Source organism: Paenibacillus amylolyticus, from assembly GCF_050990605.1.
In the GTDB taxonomy this organism is placed as follows: domain Bacteria; phylum Bacillota; class Bacilli; order Paenibacillales; family Paenibacillaceae; genus Paenibacillus; species Paenibacillus amylolyticus_H.
The window spans coordinates 887,508-905,485 of record NZ_CP158832.1 but is presented as its reverse complement, the minus strand read 5'-3'; the positions used below and the strand labels follow the sequence as shown (position 1 = coordinate 905,485).

At 46.0% G+C, this 17,978-nt stretch carries 17 protein-coding genes; 7 read left to right on the top strand and 10 right to left on the bottom strand.

All coding sequences use genetic code 11. From position 1 onward, the window contains the following. Window positions 1-2: 2 nt before the first annotated feature. From ABTV53_RS04100 to ABTV53_RS04090, 3 genes are all read right to left on the bottom strand, one after another. On the bottom strand, window positions 3-734 hold the full coding sequence (locus tag ABTV53_RS04100; RefSeq protein WP_433754042.1) for a hypothetical protein: 732 nt from the start codon (window positions 732-734) through the stop codon (window positions 3-5). Window positions 735-1,126: 392 nt separating this feature from the next. Then, window positions 1,127-1,693, bottom strand: a complete 567-nt coding sequence (locus tag ABTV53_RS04095; RefSeq protein WP_433750929.1) for a Uma2 family endonuclease — start codon at window positions 1,691-1,693, stop codon at window positions 1,127-1,129. An 83-nt stretch (window positions 1,694-1,776) separates the two neighbouring features. Beyond that, window positions 1,777-4,098, bottom strand: coding sequence for a beta-L-arabinofuranosidase domain-containing protein (locus ABTV53_RS04090; RefSeq protein WP_433750926.1), 2,322 nt, complete (start codon window positions 4,096-4,098; stop codon window positions 1,777-1,779). A gap of 201 nt (window positions 4,099-4,299) precedes the next feature. Between ABTV53_RS04090 and ABTV53_RS04085 the strand changes: the two genes are divergently transcribed. From ABTV53_RS04085 to ABTV53_RS04065, 5 genes are all read left to right on the top strand, one after another. Beyond that, window positions 4,300-5,064: an AraC family transcriptional regulator gene (locus tag ABTV53_RS04085; protein WP_433750923.1), complete on the top strand. Its 765-nt coding sequence runs from the start codon at window positions 4,300-4,302 to the stop codon at window positions 5,062-5,064. 129 nt (window positions 5,065-5,193) lie between these two features. Beyond that, window positions 5,194-5,706, top strand: a complete 513-nt coding sequence (locus ABTV53_RS04080; protein ID WP_433750920.1) for a GNAT family N-acetyltransferase — start codon at window positions 5,194-5,196, stop codon at window positions 5,704-5,706. Between the two features lie 69 nt (window positions 5,707-5,775). Beyond that, complete coding sequence (locus ABTV53_RS04075; RefSeq protein ID WP_433750918.1) at window positions 5,776-6,396, top strand: substrate-binding domain-containing protein; 621 nt, start codon at window positions 5,776-5,778, stop codon at window positions 6,394-6,396. Between the two features lie 339 nt (window positions 6,397-6,735). Beyond that, a complete protein-coding gene (locus tag ABTV53_RS04070; protein WP_433750915.1) occupies window positions 6,736-7,365 on the top strand; it encodes a TetR/AcrR family transcriptional regulator in 630 nt (209 codons plus the stop codon). Beyond that, window positions 7,362-8,336: an alpha/beta hydrolase gene (locus ABTV53_RS04065; RefSeq protein ID WP_433750912.1), complete on the top strand. Its 975-nt coding sequence runs from the start codon at window positions 7,362-7,364 to the stop codon at window positions 8,334-8,336. The genes ABTV53_RS04070 and ABTV53_RS04065 overlap by 4 nt, the downstream gene beginning before the upstream one ends. A gap of 69 nt (window positions 8,337-8,405) precedes the next feature. Here ABTV53_RS04065 and ABTV53_RS04060 read toward each other — a convergent pair whose 3' ends face one another. The 3 genes from ABTV53_RS04060 to ABTV53_RS04050 all read right to left on the bottom strand — a co-directional run bounded on the left by ABTV53_RS04060 (window position 8,406) and on the right by ABTV53_RS04050 (window position 10,796). Next, window positions 8,406-9,749: an amino acid permease gene (locus ABTV53_RS04060; protein WP_433750909.1), complete on the bottom strand. Its 1,344-nt coding sequence runs from the start codon at window positions 9,747-9,749 to the stop codon at window positions 8,406-8,408. Window positions 9,750-9,894: 145 nt separating this feature from the next. Next, window positions 9,895-10,176 (bottom strand): hypothetical protein, encoded by a 282-nt coding sequence (locus ABTV53_RS04055; RefSeq protein ID WP_433750906.1) that lies wholly within the window; start codon window positions 10,174-10,176, stop codon window positions 9,895-9,897. Window positions 10,177-10,340: 164 nt separating this feature from the next. Next, window positions 10,341-10,796: a GNAT family N-acetyltransferase gene (locus tag ABTV53_RS04050; RefSeq protein WP_433750903.1), complete on the bottom strand. Its 456-nt coding sequence runs from the start codon at window positions 10,794-10,796 to the stop codon at window positions 10,341-10,343. Between the two features lie 253 nt (window positions 10,797-11,049). Between ABTV53_RS04050 and ABTV53_RS04045 the strand changes: the two genes are divergently transcribed. Continuing rightward, window positions 11,050-11,625, top strand: coding sequence for a GNAT family N-acetyltransferase (locus ABTV53_RS04045; RefSeq protein ID WP_433750900.1), 576 nt, complete (start codon window positions 11,050-11,052; stop codon window positions 11,623-11,625). Continuing rightward, window positions 11,622-11,969, top strand: a complete 348-nt coding sequence (locus ABTV53_RS04040) for a DUF1801 domain-containing protein (protein WP_433750897.1) — start codon at window positions 11,622-11,624, stop codon at window positions 11,967-11,969. The genes ABTV53_RS04045 and ABTV53_RS04040 overlap by 4 nt, the downstream gene beginning before the upstream one ends. A 194-nt stretch (window positions 11,970-12,163) precedes the next feature. On the opposite strand, the gene ABTV53_RS04035 is transcribed toward ABTV53_RS04040, so the two are convergent. The 4 genes from ABTV53_RS04035 to ABTV53_RS04020 form a co-directional block, all read right to left on the bottom strand. Continuing rightward, window positions 12,164-13,468, bottom strand: a complete 1,305-nt coding sequence (locus ABTV53_RS04035) for a DUF1963 domain-containing protein (protein ID WP_433750894.1) — start codon at window positions 13,466-13,468, stop codon at window positions 12,164-12,166. Window positions 13,469-13,574: 106 nt separating this feature from the next. After that, window positions 13,575-14,753, bottom strand: a complete 1,179-nt coding sequence (locus tag ABTV53_RS04030; protein ID WP_433750892.1) for an alanyl-tRNA editing protein — start codon at window positions 14,751-14,753, stop codon at window positions 13,575-13,577. Between the two features lie 232 nt (window positions 14,754-14,985). Further along, on the bottom strand, window positions 14,986-16,755 hold the full coding sequence (gene dhaK / locus ABTV53_RS04025; RefSeq protein ID WP_433750890.1) for a dihydroxyacetone kinase subunit DhaK: 1,770 nt from the start codon (window positions 16,753-16,755) through the stop codon (window positions 14,986-14,988). Then, window positions 16,755-17,897: a glycerol dehydrogenase gene (locus ABTV53_RS04020; RefSeq protein WP_433750887.1), complete on the bottom strand. Its 1,143-nt coding sequence runs from the start codon at window positions 17,895-17,897 to the stop codon at window positions 16,755-16,757. Before ABTV53_RS04020 ends, dhaK begins: the two co-directional genes overlap by 1 nt. Between the last annotated feature and the right edge of the window lie 81 nt (window positions 17,898-17,978).

Genomic DNA, 17,978 nt, shown 5'->3' with positions numbered 1-17,978 from the left:
CCTCACTGTCTGTATAATTTGGTGTGCTTGATTAACTGATCAATCTCCTGCATACAAGGCATCTGTTCAATATCTCCGGCTTCAAAGCTGTCGAGGCGTGAAATCTCCAATAACAGCTGATCCAGCTTGAGCAGAATTTCCTCATTGGTGTGTAGTGCATTCTTCACATAAGACAGATAATCGTTATATACCTTTGTTTTTTCCTGAAAAAGCTTCTGGGGTAGTGTTGAGGATTTGGATTTCATCATGTTGGCATAGTCAGCTTCATCGAATACATTCAACCGGTTCAGCACACTGCGGATGTTCAGGTATAACAGCTTCTCCACTTCCAGCGTGACCGAAGCGAATTTCTTGTAGCTTAGTTCCCCGGGATCAAACCGCTGATGAAGCACATTCAGGAGTGTTTCTTTCTTCTTTTTCATCCGGCTCAGTTGGGACAGCCCCAGCGTAATATCTTCTTCGAGGACTTTGATGCGTCTATAAAAAGATAGTGCTTCCACATAATCTTCATGTGTTTCGATATGCTTCACGGGCAGGACTACCGGCTGTCTGAACAGCAAGGTGTAACTCCCATACAAGAGTGCCATTGCACTGCCAAACAACAGGGTAACAGATAGTGCAGTTGTGAACGCACCCTCCCCAAAATTCAGTCCGATAAAGCCGGGTGAGAATGCCAGAACATTCACAGTCACAATTCCGAAGATTAACCCCAGAAATTTTATGTACTTGATCATGTTCAATCATCCGACCTCCTTTCATGTTATATATTGAAGCTTTATGTCGTTATTTCCCTGTTTAACTTCTTCTTATTGTACATGATGTTAACGCTCTCAGGTGGATAACATTGGATATTTGGATACTCATACTATACGTGGTTTGGGCTTATCCCATTTCATATTTTCAGGGACAACGTGGAACTTGACAGGAAATGTTGTGGTCAATCCATAAAAGTTTATTTTTAAAGACAGGAGATTTTGGAGAAGAAATGTTATCAGGTAATACGTGGAAAATAGCTATGCGTGTCATTTTTTATATAAGACTTGTCTGAAAATAGTAATGCAAAAAGGACGAATCGGAGATCATCCGGTCTCGTCCCTTATGCGTTGGTTCACTTGTTTGGTTTCCTCTACCTGAGCTTGAACAACGATTCCAGCGGAATGTGCAAGTCAGGATATAGGACGGAAATAATCGTTTCCTGCTCTGTATACAGATGACGGGTCTGGTAACTGCCGTCCTCCAGCGTGTACACATGGACGGTTTGATTGCCGGGGTCCACAATCCAGTATTCGTTTACGCCGTATTTCTGATACAAGTTAAACTTTTCGTTGAAATCCTTTAGTGCAGTCGAAGGCGATAACACCTCGATAATTAAAGAAGGTGCACCGTGACAGCCACTTTTGGATATCTGGTCTTTGGAGCACACCACCGATAAATCAGGCTGTACAACTTGATCCGGTAGATCATATTGTTCATTTTCACTAAAATACACATCAAAAGGGGCAACAAACACGAAACATTTCCGATTCTGAAAAAAAGTCCGCAAAGAGAAGTGCAGCTCACCCACAATAAACTGGTGCAATGAAGTGGGTGCTGGCGACATATTAAAAGCTTTGCCGTTAATTAATTCCCATGCCCCCTCCCAAGTTAACCAATCCTGAAAGTTATAAGTACCTTTATTATCGGGTTTTGCCACACTTCCAACCTCCTCTTCCCAACTAACCGTAATTTATTTTCATTATAACATTGTGTTTGCGCCTTTTCACACCATGCCTCTTATCACGAAAAGAGTGATTCCGGTTTGCTTCGCGTGGTGCGTACCTCGACAACTTTCCCGGCACAGCCATTGTCGCCCTCCGCCTGGAACATGACCTCAACGCTGTCTTTACCTGATGTAACCGCCTCAGGAATATTATAGGTCACATAGAATACGTCGCCGATTTTGTTCATATGAATTCGCTGCTCTCCAATGCGTGTGCCATCCACAGTAATGGTGAATTGTCTCTCATACAACATACCTTCCCGTTCAAATGTGGAATAATCTCCACCCCAATAGGCCACACATAAATAATTGGTTGCGGCGCGATCCACCGCCAGTTGGTAACTGAAATAAGCCCCGCTGACGCCAAAAACCTCGCGCCACATATGCAACTTCTTACGTCCATCAGTGGTTGAACCGTTATATTGCTCCCCACGGCAGTTGCTATCCAGTTGATGTCCGATCTCATCCTGCTGACCGTCAGCCTGGACCCTGTCGATCGTGATATCGTTCAACTCTTTCTCCAGCGCATCACCTTCATCGTTAAACGGCCAATACACGGTATAAAATTCATGGTGTACATCATAGAACGGAATAAGCTTCACGGGTTCACCCGTGGAAGTGACATCCTTGCTAAGTTCAAATGTTAACGTGTCTGCATCCACGACCTTGATCCAATCCCGTACATCCTCCTGCTCCGTCCAGATCACAGGCACGGGTGCAGTCTTGGGATTCAGCGCGGTTTCGTCCACAATCGTATCTTCTGGCAGACCCTCGCTTCCAAGTGCACCGGCGAGTACAATCGGGCCATACAGGAAGGCTACTTTGTGCGCATCATCCCGGGAGGTGTACTGGCGAAGCGACATCGGCAGTGTGATTGTGATGACATCGCCCTTTGTCCATGTGCGGTCGATGGAAAGATAGCCGGGTTCCATCCGTGTATACGGATGTTCCGTATCCCCGTTAACCGTTGCCGTCATTGGCTCTTGCAGCCATGAGGGCACGCGTAATCTTAGATGGGCCGAGGCACTGCCTCCGGTGATCGTCAGGGTTACCTTTTCCGAATAAGGAAAGTCGGTTTCGAGCTTCAGGGATAATCCCTGTGACGTCCAGTCCAGCTGGGAAGCGATATACAGGTTGACGTACAGGTCTCGCTCGTCTTCGAAATAGATGGCCTCGGCATATTTACCCGGGTTCTCCATGCCTGATCCTGTACAGCACCACCAGGCCGTATCGTGTGTCCCATAGATTTTGTAGTGGCCTTGCAGCGTTGATGCAAAATATGTTTTGTTCCCCGTATCGGGGTCCTGCGTGCCGAGGATGTGATTGTAGATGGCGTTCTCATAATAGTCCATGTAGGCGCTATCGTGATTCCAGGCGAAGAGTTGCTTCGTTAGATGCAACATGTTATGAGTACAACAGCTCTCTCCTGTTTTGATGCCAAGACTCTCCATGCCCTTTGCTTCGTAATGCTCCGCAATGCTCGTCGCACCAAATACGTAAGAACGATGATGCACCGTGGTGTTCCAGAAAAACTCTGCCGCTGTCCGATAACGCTCATGGGTATGGTCCTGATTGTAGATTTCGGCAGCACCGATTACTTTAGGGATCTGCGTATTGGCGTGTTTGCCTTGAAGATCGTCCTGTTTGTGTTCCAAGGGTCTCAGGATCAATTGATGGGTAAACTTATTGGCGATCTCAAGGTATAAGGCTTTGCCCGTAATCCCATACAAGTGTGCAAATACTTCATTCATGCCCCCATGCTCACTCTGCAGCATCGTCTGGATCTGTTCTTCCGTCATCGGGAGCAAACCTTCTACCGCCCAGTCTGCAAATCGAGTAACCACCTCAAGTGCCTGTCCGTTGCCAGTCATTCGGTAGGCGTCAATCAGACCACGATAGATTTTGTGCACACTGTACCAGGGAACCCAGTATTCACCGATATTGAATCCACCAATATTCTCTGCTCGAAAAGCCATGTGGAAAGGTTCCTCGGACAAACCACCGATATACCCGCTCCCCGTGGTCTGCTGGATTCTCGCAAGTTCAGTGACAGCATAATCCAGTCTTTCTTTTAACGTGATATTCCCGGTTGCCTGATACGTCACAGCCAGGGCAGACAGATAATGTCCGAGGGAATGTCCACTGATGGTACGGGCCTCCCAACCCGCGTATCGTTCTTTTCGGGCAGGTAAACCATGAACCTCGAAGCACGGAGCCAGGAATCGATCAATATCCAGCGATAACAGGTAACGCTCCCCAACCTCTTGGGATGTTTGGAACACGCCATCCAACAACTCTACATGTTCCGGTCCCAGAAATCCTTTTTTCGTCTCAATCATGACACTCACTCCTTCTTGGGATGTAGTAGACAGATACCCACATGCACTTTCATCAATTAATTTTAAGGGGTAAAATCCGTTTTATTAGCTACAAGACTAATACTCAACAATCCACTCCATTGCTTGAATATCCCCATAGTATCAAATAAAATACAATTACATCAGACTCATAATCCAAGAAAAGGTGGATAAATCCGTCCTATGCAAAAGCCACTGGAACATTACCTGTGCGGCAAGTTCATTTCCGAGGGCAACTGGAGCCACATGAGACGCAGCATGCCTGTTCACGAGATCATTTTGATGCTGGAAGGTGAGATGTACATCGCGGAAGATGAGGAACAATATGTGGTTCGTGCCAATGATCTATTGTTTCTGCGCGCCGGTCGCACCCATTATGGCTACCAGATCAGCGACACACCCGTCAGTTTCTACTGGGTTCACTATGATGCCATGTTGCCAGAATTCAACCAGTTTAGGACACATGCCACCATTCAGGTACCTTCCATGGCCAATCAGTTATTTAAGCAATTGCTGCATGTGTCCTCTTTCTCTCCAGAGGAAGCTGACGCTGCTCTGCTGTTATTGTTCAGAGAACTGGAACGTAACATAGAGGCGGATTATCGCCCGCATAATGCGATTGTGGACCATATCTGCAAGTGGGTGGATATTCATCTGCATACAAACATCACGGTGAGTCAGATTGCGGAGAATTTTAATTTTAACAAAGACTATATTTCCAAAATGGTGAAGCGCGAGAAAGGTACTGGACTCAAAACCTATATCCTCACGGAACGAATTCGCCGGGCGAAACAACTGCTGCTCAACACCAATGCCAGTGTAAAAGAAATCGCCGGACAGTGCGGCTTCTCCGATTACAAGTTGTTCCTGCGTATGTTCAAGCAATACGAAGGCAATACGCCAACCGAATATCGCAATCATCTGTATTCCACACAACTCAATCGCTAACGCGCTTTGATCTATAGAAATAACTGAGTGAACTATAGAAAATTTGAATGAATCGGATGGAATCCGTTATGGTAAAATGCAAGAAAACTCTATATCATACTTAACCCATAAGAGAAGAGGAATTATAAGATGACAACGGCTGCCGTTACCATTCTTCCTGCCACAGAAACAGACCATCCAGAGATCGTAGATATCCTTGTTGCAAGTTATGCCGAGTATCGGGAGACATTTGAGCAAAATGAACGTTGGGAGGCCTACTTAAAAGACATTAGAGAGTCTGTGGTTAATCCGTACCTGACACAATTATGGGTCGCCAAGATTGATGATCAGATTGTTGGTACCGTGCAATTGTTCGAAACAGCGCATAAGGCTTATCCAAACTTTGAATTGCCGATCGATTATCCATTTATTCGACTGTTGGGTGTTGATCCAAGATGGAGAGGCCACGGGATCGCCAGAGCATTGCTCCAGCAATGTGTGGAATCTGCCAAAGAGATGGGCAAAAATACGGTGTATTTATATACGGGTGGTCAGATGGTCAATGCTATCCGTTTATATGAGCGTTTTGGATTCTATGAGGATGAGGAATTCAGCTCCGAGAGTAGCGGGGGTAAGGCGATTTGTTACCGCTATGATTCCTAGTTTAGGGTATTAGCTTAGCGAACCGCGATCAGCGGAATTGATTCATGAAGAGTAGCTAGTGAAAGATGCGTGTTCTACTTGAATAACGCGAAAAAGACCATTCATGCGGATGAACGGTCTTTTTCGCGTTCTAAAATTTATACTTCAATTGAAGAGAAAGGGTCCATGGAAATTATCGAAGATATTCGAAACAACAAAACTCATCTGGGCTTCATTGCGATCTATGCCAAGCAATTGCGGGAATTCGATGGACTTCACTTCAGTCCCATGTATTCAGGCAAGCTCGTGGTATGCACCCATCACCTGTCTGAACTTGCCAAGCACAGCCGCGTTACACCAGATCAATTAAAAGAACACAAGCTGGCCCTCTATCGAGACGGTTTCATCGAAGACTTTATCAAGGAATTTACCTATGATCATGGACCACTGTCCATTCTGTTCAAAACAAATAATTCAGAAGCCATCAACATGGTGTTACGAAACGATATTGCCGCCACAATTGGTCACGACTTCTCCTTTCCCCAGCATCCGCTGTGGAAAGAAGGCATGGTGAAGATGGTCGAGATCGCTGGAATTGATCAACCGAAAATGCAAATTGGCTTCGTGCAGACGGAATCCAAGGAGGCTGCCGTAGCCGCAGAACGATTCGCCCGACGCTTCAGACAGGCGATCGAGCTGGATCATCTATAAAAGTTATATAAAAAGCAAAAAGTGCTCCACGCCTCTGAAGGAAGTTTGGGATACACACCAACTTCTTCAGGAACGGAGCACTTTTTTTGCATTACATCGTTACACTGGGTATACAACAAAATCAAACTATAGAAACTATACTTTCACTTTACGCACGGCTTAGCTCATCTCGTTGGTCTGCTGCTCCAGCATGGTGGATCATGGCTGTGATAGCTTTGTTAGCAGAAACTACATCTAGGCATAAACAACTTACTATTGCCATAAGGAATTAATTCAGATATATTATTAATTAATTGATCAGTTAATTAATTAAATTGAAATGATGAGAGGAGAATTCATTTGGCCAGACCGGTTAATGAAGAAAAGAGACTCGAGCGGCGTAAACGAATCCTAAAAGAAGCCGTGATCCTGTTTGCCGAAAGTGGATATTCCAATACCACAACGGCTGTTATTGCAAAAACTGCAGGAGTAACTTCCGGAACCATCTTTCAATATTTCCCAAGCAAAGAAGCTCTGTTCCATGCCGCTGTACTTGAACCGCTTGATGATATTCAGAAGAAATCACTTGCTTCTCTACAACAAAAAGGAACACCAGGTACGTTGATTAAAAACATGGTAGAAGAACAATTCAGTCATATTTACTTCTACACCAATGAGTTGCGACTCGCTCAATCTGTCTTGGGGCAACGAACCAGATTCCCCGAACTTACACAGAAGGTTCTTGAAAGCATAAAAATAATGACCGATACGATTGAAGCTGTCTATGCAAAGGGGCAATCCATGGGGGAGTTCAACAAACGTTTCTCTCCAGCAATGATCTCTCGGAGCTATATCTCCTTTTTGAATGGAGTAGCCTTGACTCTCGGGGAAGACATTCTGCATCATCCTGAGTGGGAGAATCTGAAGGGTCATGCCTTTTATCTGTTTGCACCAATACAGCATGATGAAACACTGGAGGAATCTGAATGAGTCAACCACCTTTACCACCCGTTCTGACATTTAAAGGTCGCATGGAGAAACGCAAGAAACTGTTATGGGGCCTGGGGATAGCACTTGTGCTTATTGTCTCTCTTGTATTCTTTGTATCCTATAAAATAGTAGATACGTTGTTACATCATCCACGGGATACCAATGTCAGCTACGAATTGAATATGGAGAAAACACCTTACGAGGACGTCGAATTCAAGAGTTTGAAAAATGATAATACAATTCGAGGAACTTTCTTTCCAGCGAGTATATCTTCAGGCACAGCAAGTAACAAAACAATTATCGTCGTACATGGGTATACGAGCAATCGTTTAGTCAAAGGCCGTACTCCCAAGTTGGTAGAGCATTTCGTTCCAAAGGGGTATAACGTACTGGCCTTTGATCTCAGCTCACAGGGTAAGTCCGACGGAGATTTGATTACGCTGGGTCTACATGAGAAATACGATTTACTTGGGGCTGTAGACTATCTTAAATCCAGAGATCATGCGGGAGACCATATTGGAGTCATCGGCTTCTCTATGGGGGCTGCTACTTCTCTACTGGCCACAAGTGAAAGTGATGATATCCAGGCTGTAATTGCAGATAGTCCATTTCGTAATGCGGGTTTATTTCTGAGAGAGGGCCTGCCATTCTTCTCAGGTTTACCTGCATTCCCTTTCAGTTATACATCGACATGGATGGCGGATTGGGTCTTTAACGTTGATCTTGATTCCGTAACACCTATGGATGCGGTTAAAAAGATGCAAGACAAGCCCGTTATGCTCATTCACGGTACTGGGGATCAGCAAATAAGTTATAAAAATACAGAAAAGATCTATGAGTCCTTGAAAAATAATCCCAATGCAGAAGTATGGTATCCTCATAATACGGAACACATTGATGCGATTAATCATTATCCGACTGATTATTTCCAAAGAGTAGATCACTTTATGGATAAGTATGTAGGACAATAAATTGAATACCAAAAGACTATTAACACAAAGAACATCCCGGCTCGAGTTCCAACGCCGGGATGTTCTTTATTAGGCTTTATTATTCCTGAATCGAATCAGGGACCATATAATCAGCAACGCGAGTACGGCAAGACAGATGCTAATACTGAACCGATTACCTGCATCAAACACAAACATCACCGCAATCACACTGAGACATAGTACCACGATTCGGGTTATATAAGGGAATCCCCAAACTTTGAAGGTCGGTTGAACCGGATATCTCTTCCGCAGTTTCAACTGTGATGAAGCAATACAGATCCACACAAGGATGACCACAAACCCCGGAACGGCGAGCAATACACGGAACAGTTGATCCTGCGCGAACAGGCCAAGCATGGAACCTCCGAGCAAAACTACTGAGCACACCAGAAGTGTGTTAACAGGGCTACCGTTGCGATTCGTCTGTGACAGTGCCTTCGGCGCTTCCCCGCCCACTGCCATGGAGTGCATCATCCGAGATGCACCATAGATCCCTGAATTCGCAGCAGACAGAACTGCCGTCACCAAAATAAAGTTCATAATGTGTGCCGCTCCCGGCAGTCCCGTAGAGGCGAGCACCTGTACAAACGGACTGCTCTCCGGCCCGATCTCATTCCAGGGAATGAGACCACAGATGATGAGAATCGGCAACGTGAAGAACAGAATAATTCTGAGCATGAAATTACCCACGATTTTGGGCATCACTTTTTCTGCATTTTCCGTCTCAGTCAGGGTCAGCCCAATCAGCTCTGATCCCCCATAAGAGAACATGACCACAAGCAGTGCCGAGAAGATCGATGACCATCCGTTCGGGAAGAACCCGCCTGCTTGCGTGTAATTTTGAAGATATGGCGTGTTATCACTTGGGATAATGCCAAAGATCAACCCTGCACCCAGGAAGATAAAAATAATGATCATGGCAATTTTGATCCCGGCCAGCCAAAACTCAAATTCCCCGAATACACCTACACTTAATAGATTAACCAGTATAATGAACGCTGCACAAGCCAGACTCAGCATCCACAGCGGTACTTCACTAAACCAATACTGCAAAAAGCTCCCGGCGGCAATCACCTCAATGACACACACCGACAACCATAGAAAGCAGTACATCCATCCCATAACAAAGGACACTCTACTACCAAATGCTTCTTGTACGAAGTCTTTCATATTTTTGTTCTTGTACACCGTAGCCATCTCCGCCATCGCGGCCATAACAACCAGCAGCAATAATCCGGCAAAGATGTACGTGACAATCACGCCCGGACCTGCGAGTCCGATCGTCTCTGCACTGCCTTTGAAAATTCCTGTTCCAATGACACCACCCATAGCCATAAAACTGATGTGTCTTGGTTTAAGCTTCTTCTGTAGTGTTCCCTCTGTCTGAGCCAATTCAAGTCCTCCTGATGTAAAAAACGTCTGTAATGCTGTCTTGTTTCATAATTTTGAAAACATAATGTCCAGTATACCCTATTGTCCATCAATCAGCCCAGAAGTTCCTTATGGCCAATTCATCCCAAACGTATAAGGACATAACCTATGTTTTATACCCCACAATCGCATGAAGCAATCTGTATACAATCCAGCTGATCAAACTGTACGCTCCCCCATAGATGAACCAAGCGCCTATGTTACTACCCCATGTTGAAAGATCACTCGCGATATACAACAAAGGCAGCATAAAAGAAATAACCAGCGCCACCCAGAGTCTAAACCATTTGGCAAAATAACTGCCTACTCCAAGCACCACAGCAATTATAGGACATAACACCAAGACGGCAAACAGCGGATTCATCTGATCAAACCACCAATATATCATGCACGACTCCCTCCACATTCTTCGTCACAAGGCCAAGCTGCTTTATTGCTGGATTATTGAGTTTATTCTACTCTTTTTCCAACTTTCAAAATGTACGATATGTTGCAAAATAAAAAAACCAGCATCCTGTAAAAAACAGAATTCTGGTTTCTCATGCGAATCTATTAGATTTTTTTTGTCATAAACGTACTGTTCGGGTCCAATATATAATCTGCGAATGGTTCGCAATATTCAAATCCGAAGTCTTCATACAACTTCCGTGCCGGGATAAACGAATCCATTGAACCCGTCTCCAGACTGATTCGCTTATAACCACGTTCTACTGCAACCTCCATAATATGGGCCAAAATTTTTCTCGCTACGCCTTTTCTCAAATGTGCCGAAGCGGTACGCATCGATTTCAACTCTGCATGCTCTCGATCAAGTTCTTTGATGGCCCCGCAGCCGAGCAAGTCGTCCCCTTCCCAAGCACACCAGAATGTAATTTCGGGCTTCTTGAGTCCATCCAAATTCAACGCATGAATGCTCTCTGGAGGCGAATCCACCGCCATCCCTTGCAAGTGCTCTGCAATTAAAGCCTTAACTTGGACTCCACTCAAATCATCCACTTTGATCTCCAAAACGTATCACTCCTGCCGACATTTTTATTGTATCTGTCAATGAATGTATATCGATTATTTCATATTACTACCATGTCAGGTTTCATGACAAGAGGCCACTTATATCCACTGAAATACGCTATTGTGATTCACCTATTATTTCCATTATGATGGGGCTATCAGATACCAGAGGGGCGAGGTCTATTGCGAATTATACATAGAGTTAAATGTGGAACTAAGGTGAAGCAAGCTAATTATTTTAAAGGAGAACCCTATGACACTAACAACGGATAACCTGTTTTATAGCACACGATTGAAAATGACACCCCCACGTGCTGAGGACGTGCAGACCATGCTGCAATGGAACGAAGACCCGGAGTACCTTCGGAATGTGGATACTGATCTTGCCATTCCCTATTCAGAAAAACAGTTGGAAGATGAGGGCGAAACGAAGAACAAGGAAGTGTACTTCAGACTGCGCACGCATGAAGAGGATACGCTGATTGGTTTTGTCGTCATTCATAGCATTGAATGGAACAACCGCTGCGGACAGCTTGCCATTGGCATCGGACTTGCCGAACATCGCAACAAGGGATATGGCACTGAAGCGTTGAATCTTATTTTACGATATGCGTTCCACGAGATGAATCTGGACCGGGTTGGTCTAGATGTCATCGCCTACAATGCCAAAGCGATTCGCTCCTATGAGAAGGTTGGTTTTCAGTTGGAAGGTCGGGCACGCTCAGCTGTATTTCGTGATGGTAAGCGTTATGACCGCTTGATGATGGGAATCCTAAGACCAGAATGGGAAACACACAATCAGATCCATACGGAGGGTGAACAAGCATGACCAAGAATGCAGAAGTCACTGCGTTTATTGAACAGATTCAGATCCCCTGGCAAGTACAAATCGCTGAGCAACTGCGTCAGTTGGTACATGATTCCATCCCTGACGTGCAGGAACGTGTGCAATACAAGAAACCTCATTTTTTGAAAAACGGGAAGTACGCTGCGGTCATCTCGCCATCCAAACAGGCCGTGTCTTTCACCATCTTCCATGCAACCGAACTTGATCTACCCGATGGGATCTTCGAAGGCCCGGAAGAACGCAAAACGATCAAGCTCAAGGAAAAAGATATACCCGATTATGAATGGTTGGCTGGTTTGTTAAAGCAGGCATCTGCGGAATTGTAGACGGATATAAATTCGCCCAACTGTAGCAGAAGTCCCATCCATCCTGCGCAGGGCAAAGGGGCATCCCATGAAGTTCCAAGAACTTCGGGATACCCCTTGGTTATAGTCTGTCTACTACTGTCATTCCAACCTTAACAGCGGTGTAATAGTATAATAAGATGATTGCCTATAATGGTTTATACTAGCTTCCACCATCAAGATTGCTGGTACGATACGGCGGTCATCTGGCACGGCTCACATATGAACATGTAATACATGCCCTCACCATATTCCTCTACCTCGCCCCAATCCAGTTGTGCGACAGCCTTCATTCTCGCGGAACAGCGTGGACATCGTGGATAATCCGCATCCTGAACCCATCCCGGATGACCACCGACCTGAGATAGCGATGGTTCCATCGCCCACTCACTGGCATGGAAACCATGACGCGATGCATCCGCAATCCGAAACTGCCGGCCAGCATCCGGCGCAAGTTTACCATAGTCGTCCAAGTCAATCTCTTCTGCTCCCACAGGCATGACGTTATGTGAGCTCCATAACGGTTCCCCTGCTGCGTCCAGCTCCATGTAAACCACACCATAACTGCTGCATATCACGCAAGTCTGTATCCGAAGTCGCTGAGCATGCCAAGACACGTCCTTCAGAGCGGGATGCTTAACATCCAGATTAATTAAGATCGTTAACGCACCACCACACCATCGACAGCAATTGGTGCTCGGAGTGAGCATCGAGAGCGAATCTCCGGAAATTGCCACGTTAGTTTCTTCATTTTCTTTTACTTTATAGAGTGAATAACTTGGGGTGATGAATAATTCTCTGCGCTGCCCATCTTTTGTAAGCTCCCAACCCGCTTCCGTGGTGTAATGCTCAGGTGCGACGTACAACTCGCTCGACCAAGATGGCGGAGATTGTCTCCATTGCCGGAACTGCTGTACGACAACATCATCTCCGATATGAGCCAGTATGAGCAATATGTGGTTCCGATTCTCATCATCGGTGTTCACCTGCTGCAACAGACGATCACGAGCCTCACCCGAGGCACTTTTATACAAAATGGCAGGATAATAGATCTCTTGTTCCAGCAGCTCAGGAATTTCGGCAGTCAACGATATATCATGGTAGCAGACAAGGTATACCAGAATGTCTTTGCCTGTATCTTCATCACCTGTACGAATCTGTTGCATCGCATAATGCTTCATCTGATCTTGTTGTTCTACAGACAAGGATAGATATACCTGTTCTTCGGATTGTTCATAGGGTGTATAACGAATTAGTGGATCGCGAACCTGAGGTTTGTGCATGATTTTCAAAATTTCGACCGGATCTGTGATACCTGCATACAAGTTCACATCACGTCGATTCGCTTCAATGTATCTCTGGCGCTCCTCACGTTCCATCTCCTGCTTGCAAGGCATGCAATACCCACCTGTTCTGGCAGCCGTTGCTGGCAAAATGGTATTTGCACACCCCTCCCGTATACACGGAATTCGTTCTGTCATGTTCCAACCTCCTTCAACTATTGGCAATGGAAAACACGCCACAATGTGACGTGCTTGTCTCTTACTCCTATTTCAATACTGCCTGTCTCGTAAAAGAAGAGGCGAATCAATGATGTCCCAGCTGGTCCTTGGTGAATTCGTAAAAGGCAAGCGCATCTTCACTGCTGGAAAAGCCTGCCTGAGCCATTGTTTCACTACCTCCACCTTTGCCTTGATATGCTCCAAGATTGCCTTTGAAGAAAGGTCCACAAGCCCATTCGGGCGGTTGTCCGTTCTGTGCCAGAACAACTTTGGCCTCTGAGATACTGGCGAACAGTACAAGCCCCTCATGGTCTGCCGTCAGCTTGGTAGCCAGGCTCTGCATATCCTTAAGCGATTTGTTTTCAAAGACCTGAGCAATCACCAGCCCTTGTCGAGCGGCCAGAAGTTCCTTCGCATAATATGCATCGTTGGTTGTTTTCACTGCATTCAGCTCGGTTTGCAGCTGTTTTTGCTCCAGCTCCATTTTCTCAATACGCTCCAATAATTCGTCCTTGCTGGTCTTTAATTTAACCATGATACGATTGAGCACATGTTGTGTAGCTGTGAATTCATTCAGCGCCCTTGTTCCACATTTGAAATAAATGCGGGTGCCGCCCTTCACCTTTTCGGTTTTCAACAGTTTGATGATGCCGATCTCACCTGTCGCCGACACATGGGTTCCACCACAGGCGTTATACTCCACACCCTCGATCTCGACGATGCGAATATCCTCCGTTACCGTAGGCTGCTTCACCAGTGGTATATGTGCAGCCTCTTCTGCTGTAACCCAGGACGTGTTGATGCGAGCATTACGATAGATCTGACGATTCACTTCTTGTTCAATGGCAGTTAATTGATTCGCTCCCAGTTCAGGCGCAGCCACATCAATCGTGTCATACTCCGTACCGAGATGGAAACTGAGCGTCATCGCTTCAGCCATTTTCAACGTCATTGCCGATAACAAATGCTGTCCCGTATGCTGCTGCATATGATCGAATCTTCGCTCCCAATCCAGCTCACACTGCACCTTGGTCTGTTTAGGGGCGCGTTCCAGCTTATGCCATACTTCACCATCTTCAATGTTCACATCCAGAACAGCGATGCCGTCAATTCGTCCCAAATCACAAGGTTGTCCGCCTCCATGCGGGTAAAAAGCAGTCTCCGCCAGCATGATATATACGCCGTCTTCCTTGTCCATTTTGCCTGTAATTGTTGTATGCCACTCTCTTGTATAAGCAGAGTCATAATAGATTTTTTGAGTCATTGAATCATCCCGATCCCTTCTCGTATCAAATGGTTTTTACCGATCTGCACCTAACCTCCAGATTACACTATTTGGAACCGCTAATCCAATTTTCAAAGCACACGAGATCGCTCCTCCATATAAAAAAGACCACTCTGTAAGCCAAGCTACAGAGCGGTCTTCTTATCTATACCTTTATATTACCCATCTCACTTTTAATGCATATCACATTTCAATGCTGACGGGCTCAACTTTATTTCATCGACTCTGATAATTCTGTGAAAATAACACCCAGCGCATACGCGCCAGCATCCGGGTAGCCCAGACTACGATCGCCGACGGCACCTGCACGTCCCATACGTGCCACGATGTCTTCCGTTTTCTTCGCACCTTCAACAGCTGCTGCCGCCCCTTTGGCAAATGCGGTTTTGAAGTCATCGCCAGACTCCGCACTTTGTGTCCAGGAATCGGCACACGGAACGAGTGCATCGATCAAGGTTTTATCACCTACAACGGCGCCACGTCCGAAGGAACGTTCTCCTGTAGACTGAATCCCTTGCACCGCTGCATGGATCATCTCGGCGAATTCAGCAACGTTTAATTGCTGTTTATCCCCTACTGCTTTGCCAGCCGCACGGAATGCCGAACCCCAGATTGGGCCGGATGCGCCGCCACAATATTCCATGATGACCAAGGAACATGCATCGAGGAATGATCCGATGTCTTTCTTCTCTTCGTTAATGATGTGATTCCATTCGCGTTTCAACTGGCGGAAGCCTTTTGCCACACTCATACCGAAATCGCCATCACCGGCATGGGAATCCAGTTCACAGAATGGTACTTCATTCTTGATGATGATCTCACCCATTTTATCGATCAGATAGACGACATTGTCCAGTGAAAATTGATTGCCTTTGATTACCGCAGCGGATGCATCCGTCTCCACTTCGTAAGATACGGGAGCGTCTTCACCCACAACCGCTTCCAGTGCTTCGGAATACGCGACTTGTGCTACTGGAGGACCAGACACTTTAAATGCAGGTGTATCACTTTCCTTGAATAACAGTGTTTTCAGTTCATCATCCAGTTTCAGGATCGTAACCGATGCACCCGCCATATCGATACTTGTCATGTAGTTGCCTACAAACGTAGTAGCGACCTTTAGACCTGCATGTCCTGCAAGCTCACGTTGTACGGAATTGTTGAGCAGATACAGTTCTTGCAGTGGCGTTGCACCAAAACCATTCACGAGCACCGCAATCTCAGCGGATGCATCCTTATCCAGCTTCATGTCTGCGAGCAACGCTTCAACCATACGTCCTGCCAATTCATCCGCAGATACGATTTTCTCACGACGAATTCCTGGCTCACCATGAATCCCTACGCCGAATTCCATCTCGTCTTCAGCAATTTCGAAGGTAGGCGTGCCTTTGGCTGGCACGGTACAGGATGTGAATCCAAAACCAATACTGCGAACATTCTGAGCTGCTTTCTCAGCAACAGATTTCACATCTGCCAGGCTGCGGCCTTCTTCCGCTGCTGCTCCGGCAATCTTGTGAACCAATACAGTGCCGGCAACGCCGCGACGTCCAACGGTATACAAGCTGTCTTGTACAGCGATGTCATCCTCAACACGCACATACTGTACGTCGATGCCATCTTCTTCAGCCAGATGCGCTGCATTTTTGAAGTTCATCATGTCGCCGCTGTAGTTCTTGATGATCAGAAGTGTACCCTTATTGCTGGCTGTTGCCTTGATCGCTTGATACACCTGGATTTGGGAAGGAGATGCGAATACATCTCCACATACCGCTGCATCCAGCATTCCTTTACCCACATAACCAGCGTGAGCCGGTTCATGTCCGCTGCCGCCACCACTGATCAGGCTGACTTTATCGGCCTGAATCTCTCTGCGTTTGATGACTTTATATTTTTTCAGAAATTCAAGCTCCGGGTGTGCAAGCGCAATCCCGTTACACATTTCCATAACAACATGTTCAGCCTGGTTGATAATTTTCTTCATTATTTGGCCTCCCGGTGAGCTGCTTTGTACTCACGACCCATGCGGTCAGCCGCTGCAATGGCAGCAGCCACTTCAGGAACGGTGATTGGGAACGGCATCGCGTGAATGGATTCTTCCGGAATACAAGCGATCTCTGCCACTTTCAACAACTCTTCCTGACTAATCGTATCTACACCGATATCTGCCAAGCTGATCGGCAGTCCCACTTCGAGACAGAAGTCCATGACTTCATGCAGCTCTTCGGTTGGTGCATTTTCAAGCACGAGTTGTGCAATCGTACCGAAGGATACTTTTTCCCCGTGGAAGAAATGATGTGTACCCTCCAGAACAGTCAAACCGTTGTGGATCGCATGTGCCGCAGCCAGACCGCCACTTTCGAATCCAAGACCAGACAAGAGAATGTTCGTTTCAACGATATTTTCCAGCGCTTGGGTCACAACGTTGCTGTCACTCGCCACTTTTGCTTTTGCACCGTCAGTCAGCAGCATTTCATAACACAGTTTTGCCAATGCAAGTGCCGCATTGGTACCTACTGCAGATGGAGTGTAACCTTCACGGGAACCCATTGGCAGACTTGCGTTTACACGGGAATAGGATTTCGCTGTTGCTCTTGCTTCGAAGTATGTAGAGAGCGCATCTCCCATACCGGATACGAGGAAACGAGTTGGTGCGTTGGCGATTACCGTTGTATCGACGAGAACCACACTTGGGCTTTGTTTGAAGTAAGCATAGTCATCAAAAGAACCATCCGGTGTGTACAACACAGCGGAGTGACTTGTCGGTGCGTCTGTTGCCGCAATCGTTGGGCAGATGATCAGTGCTTCGCCTTCTGCTACACATTTGGCTGCATCAATGGCTTTACCGCCACCAAGACCGATGGTAGAGTCACATCCTTTTTCCTTCGCGATCGCTTGCAGACGAGCAACTTCCTCACGGGAACATTCCCCTTTAAAACCGCTTTCAACAAATGTAATATTGAATTTCTCTGCTGTTGCATCAAGCTTTGCTTTGACACGCTGTACATCATCCGGATGTGCAATCAGCAGGGCAGATTCTCCGAAGGATTTAACAAAGTACCCCAGGTTCAACAATTCGTCTTCGCCTTGTACATATTTGGTTGGGCTGATAAATGCTTTTCTCATATTAATATAGCCTCCTAAGGATATGGAATGGTGTAGTGAATACATTAAATTTTAATCTCTTGCAATTGACCTTAATATAAC

Coding starts and splice junctions, on each gene's coding strand:
- ABTV53_RS04065 (WP_433750912.1), top strand. CDS start 7,362: ATGAGTCAACCACCTTTACCACCCGTTCTGACATTTAAAGGTCGCATG.
- ABTV53_RS04030 (WP_433750892.1), bottom strand. CDS start 14,753: ATGACTCAAAAAATCTATTATGACTCTGCTTATACAAGAGAGTGGCAT.
- ABTV53_RS04045 (WP_433750900.1), top strand. CDS start 11,050: ATGACACTAACAACGGATAACCTGTTTTATAGCACACGATTGAAAATG.
- ABTV53_RS04080 (WP_433750920.1), top strand. CDS start 5,194: ATGACAACGGCTGCCGTTACCATTCTTCCTGCCACAGAAACAGACCAT.
- ABTV53_RS04085 (WP_433750923.1), top strand. CDS start 4,300: ATGCAAAAGCCACTGGAACATTACCTGTGCGGCAAGTTCATTTCCGAG.
- ABTV53_RS04020 (WP_433750887.1), bottom strand. CDS start 17,897: ATGAGAAAAGCATTTATCAGCCCAACCAAATATGTACAAGGCGAAGAC.
- dhaK (WP_433750890.1), bottom strand. CDS start 16,755: ATGAAGAAAATTATCAACCAGGCTGAACATGTTGTTATGGAAATGTGT.
- ABTV53_RS04035 (WP_433750894.1), bottom strand. CDS start 13,468: ATGACAGAACGAATTCCGTGTATACGGGAGGGGTGTGCAAATACCATT.
- ABTV53_RS04100 (WP_433754042.1), bottom strand. CDS start 734: ATGATCAAGTACATAAAATTTCTGGGGTTAATCTTCGGAATTGTGACT.
- ABTV53_RS04040 (WP_433750897.1), top strand. CDS start 11,622: ATGACCAAGAATGCAGAAGTCACTGCGTTTATTGAACAGATTCAGATC.
- ABTV53_RS04055 (WP_433750906.1), bottom strand. CDS start 10,176: ATGATATATTGGTGGTTTGATCAGATGAATCCGCTGTTTGCCGTCTTG.
- ABTV53_RS04090 (WP_433750926.1), bottom strand. CDS start 4,098: ATGATTGAGACGAAAAAAGGATTTCTGGGACCGGAACATGTAGAGTTG.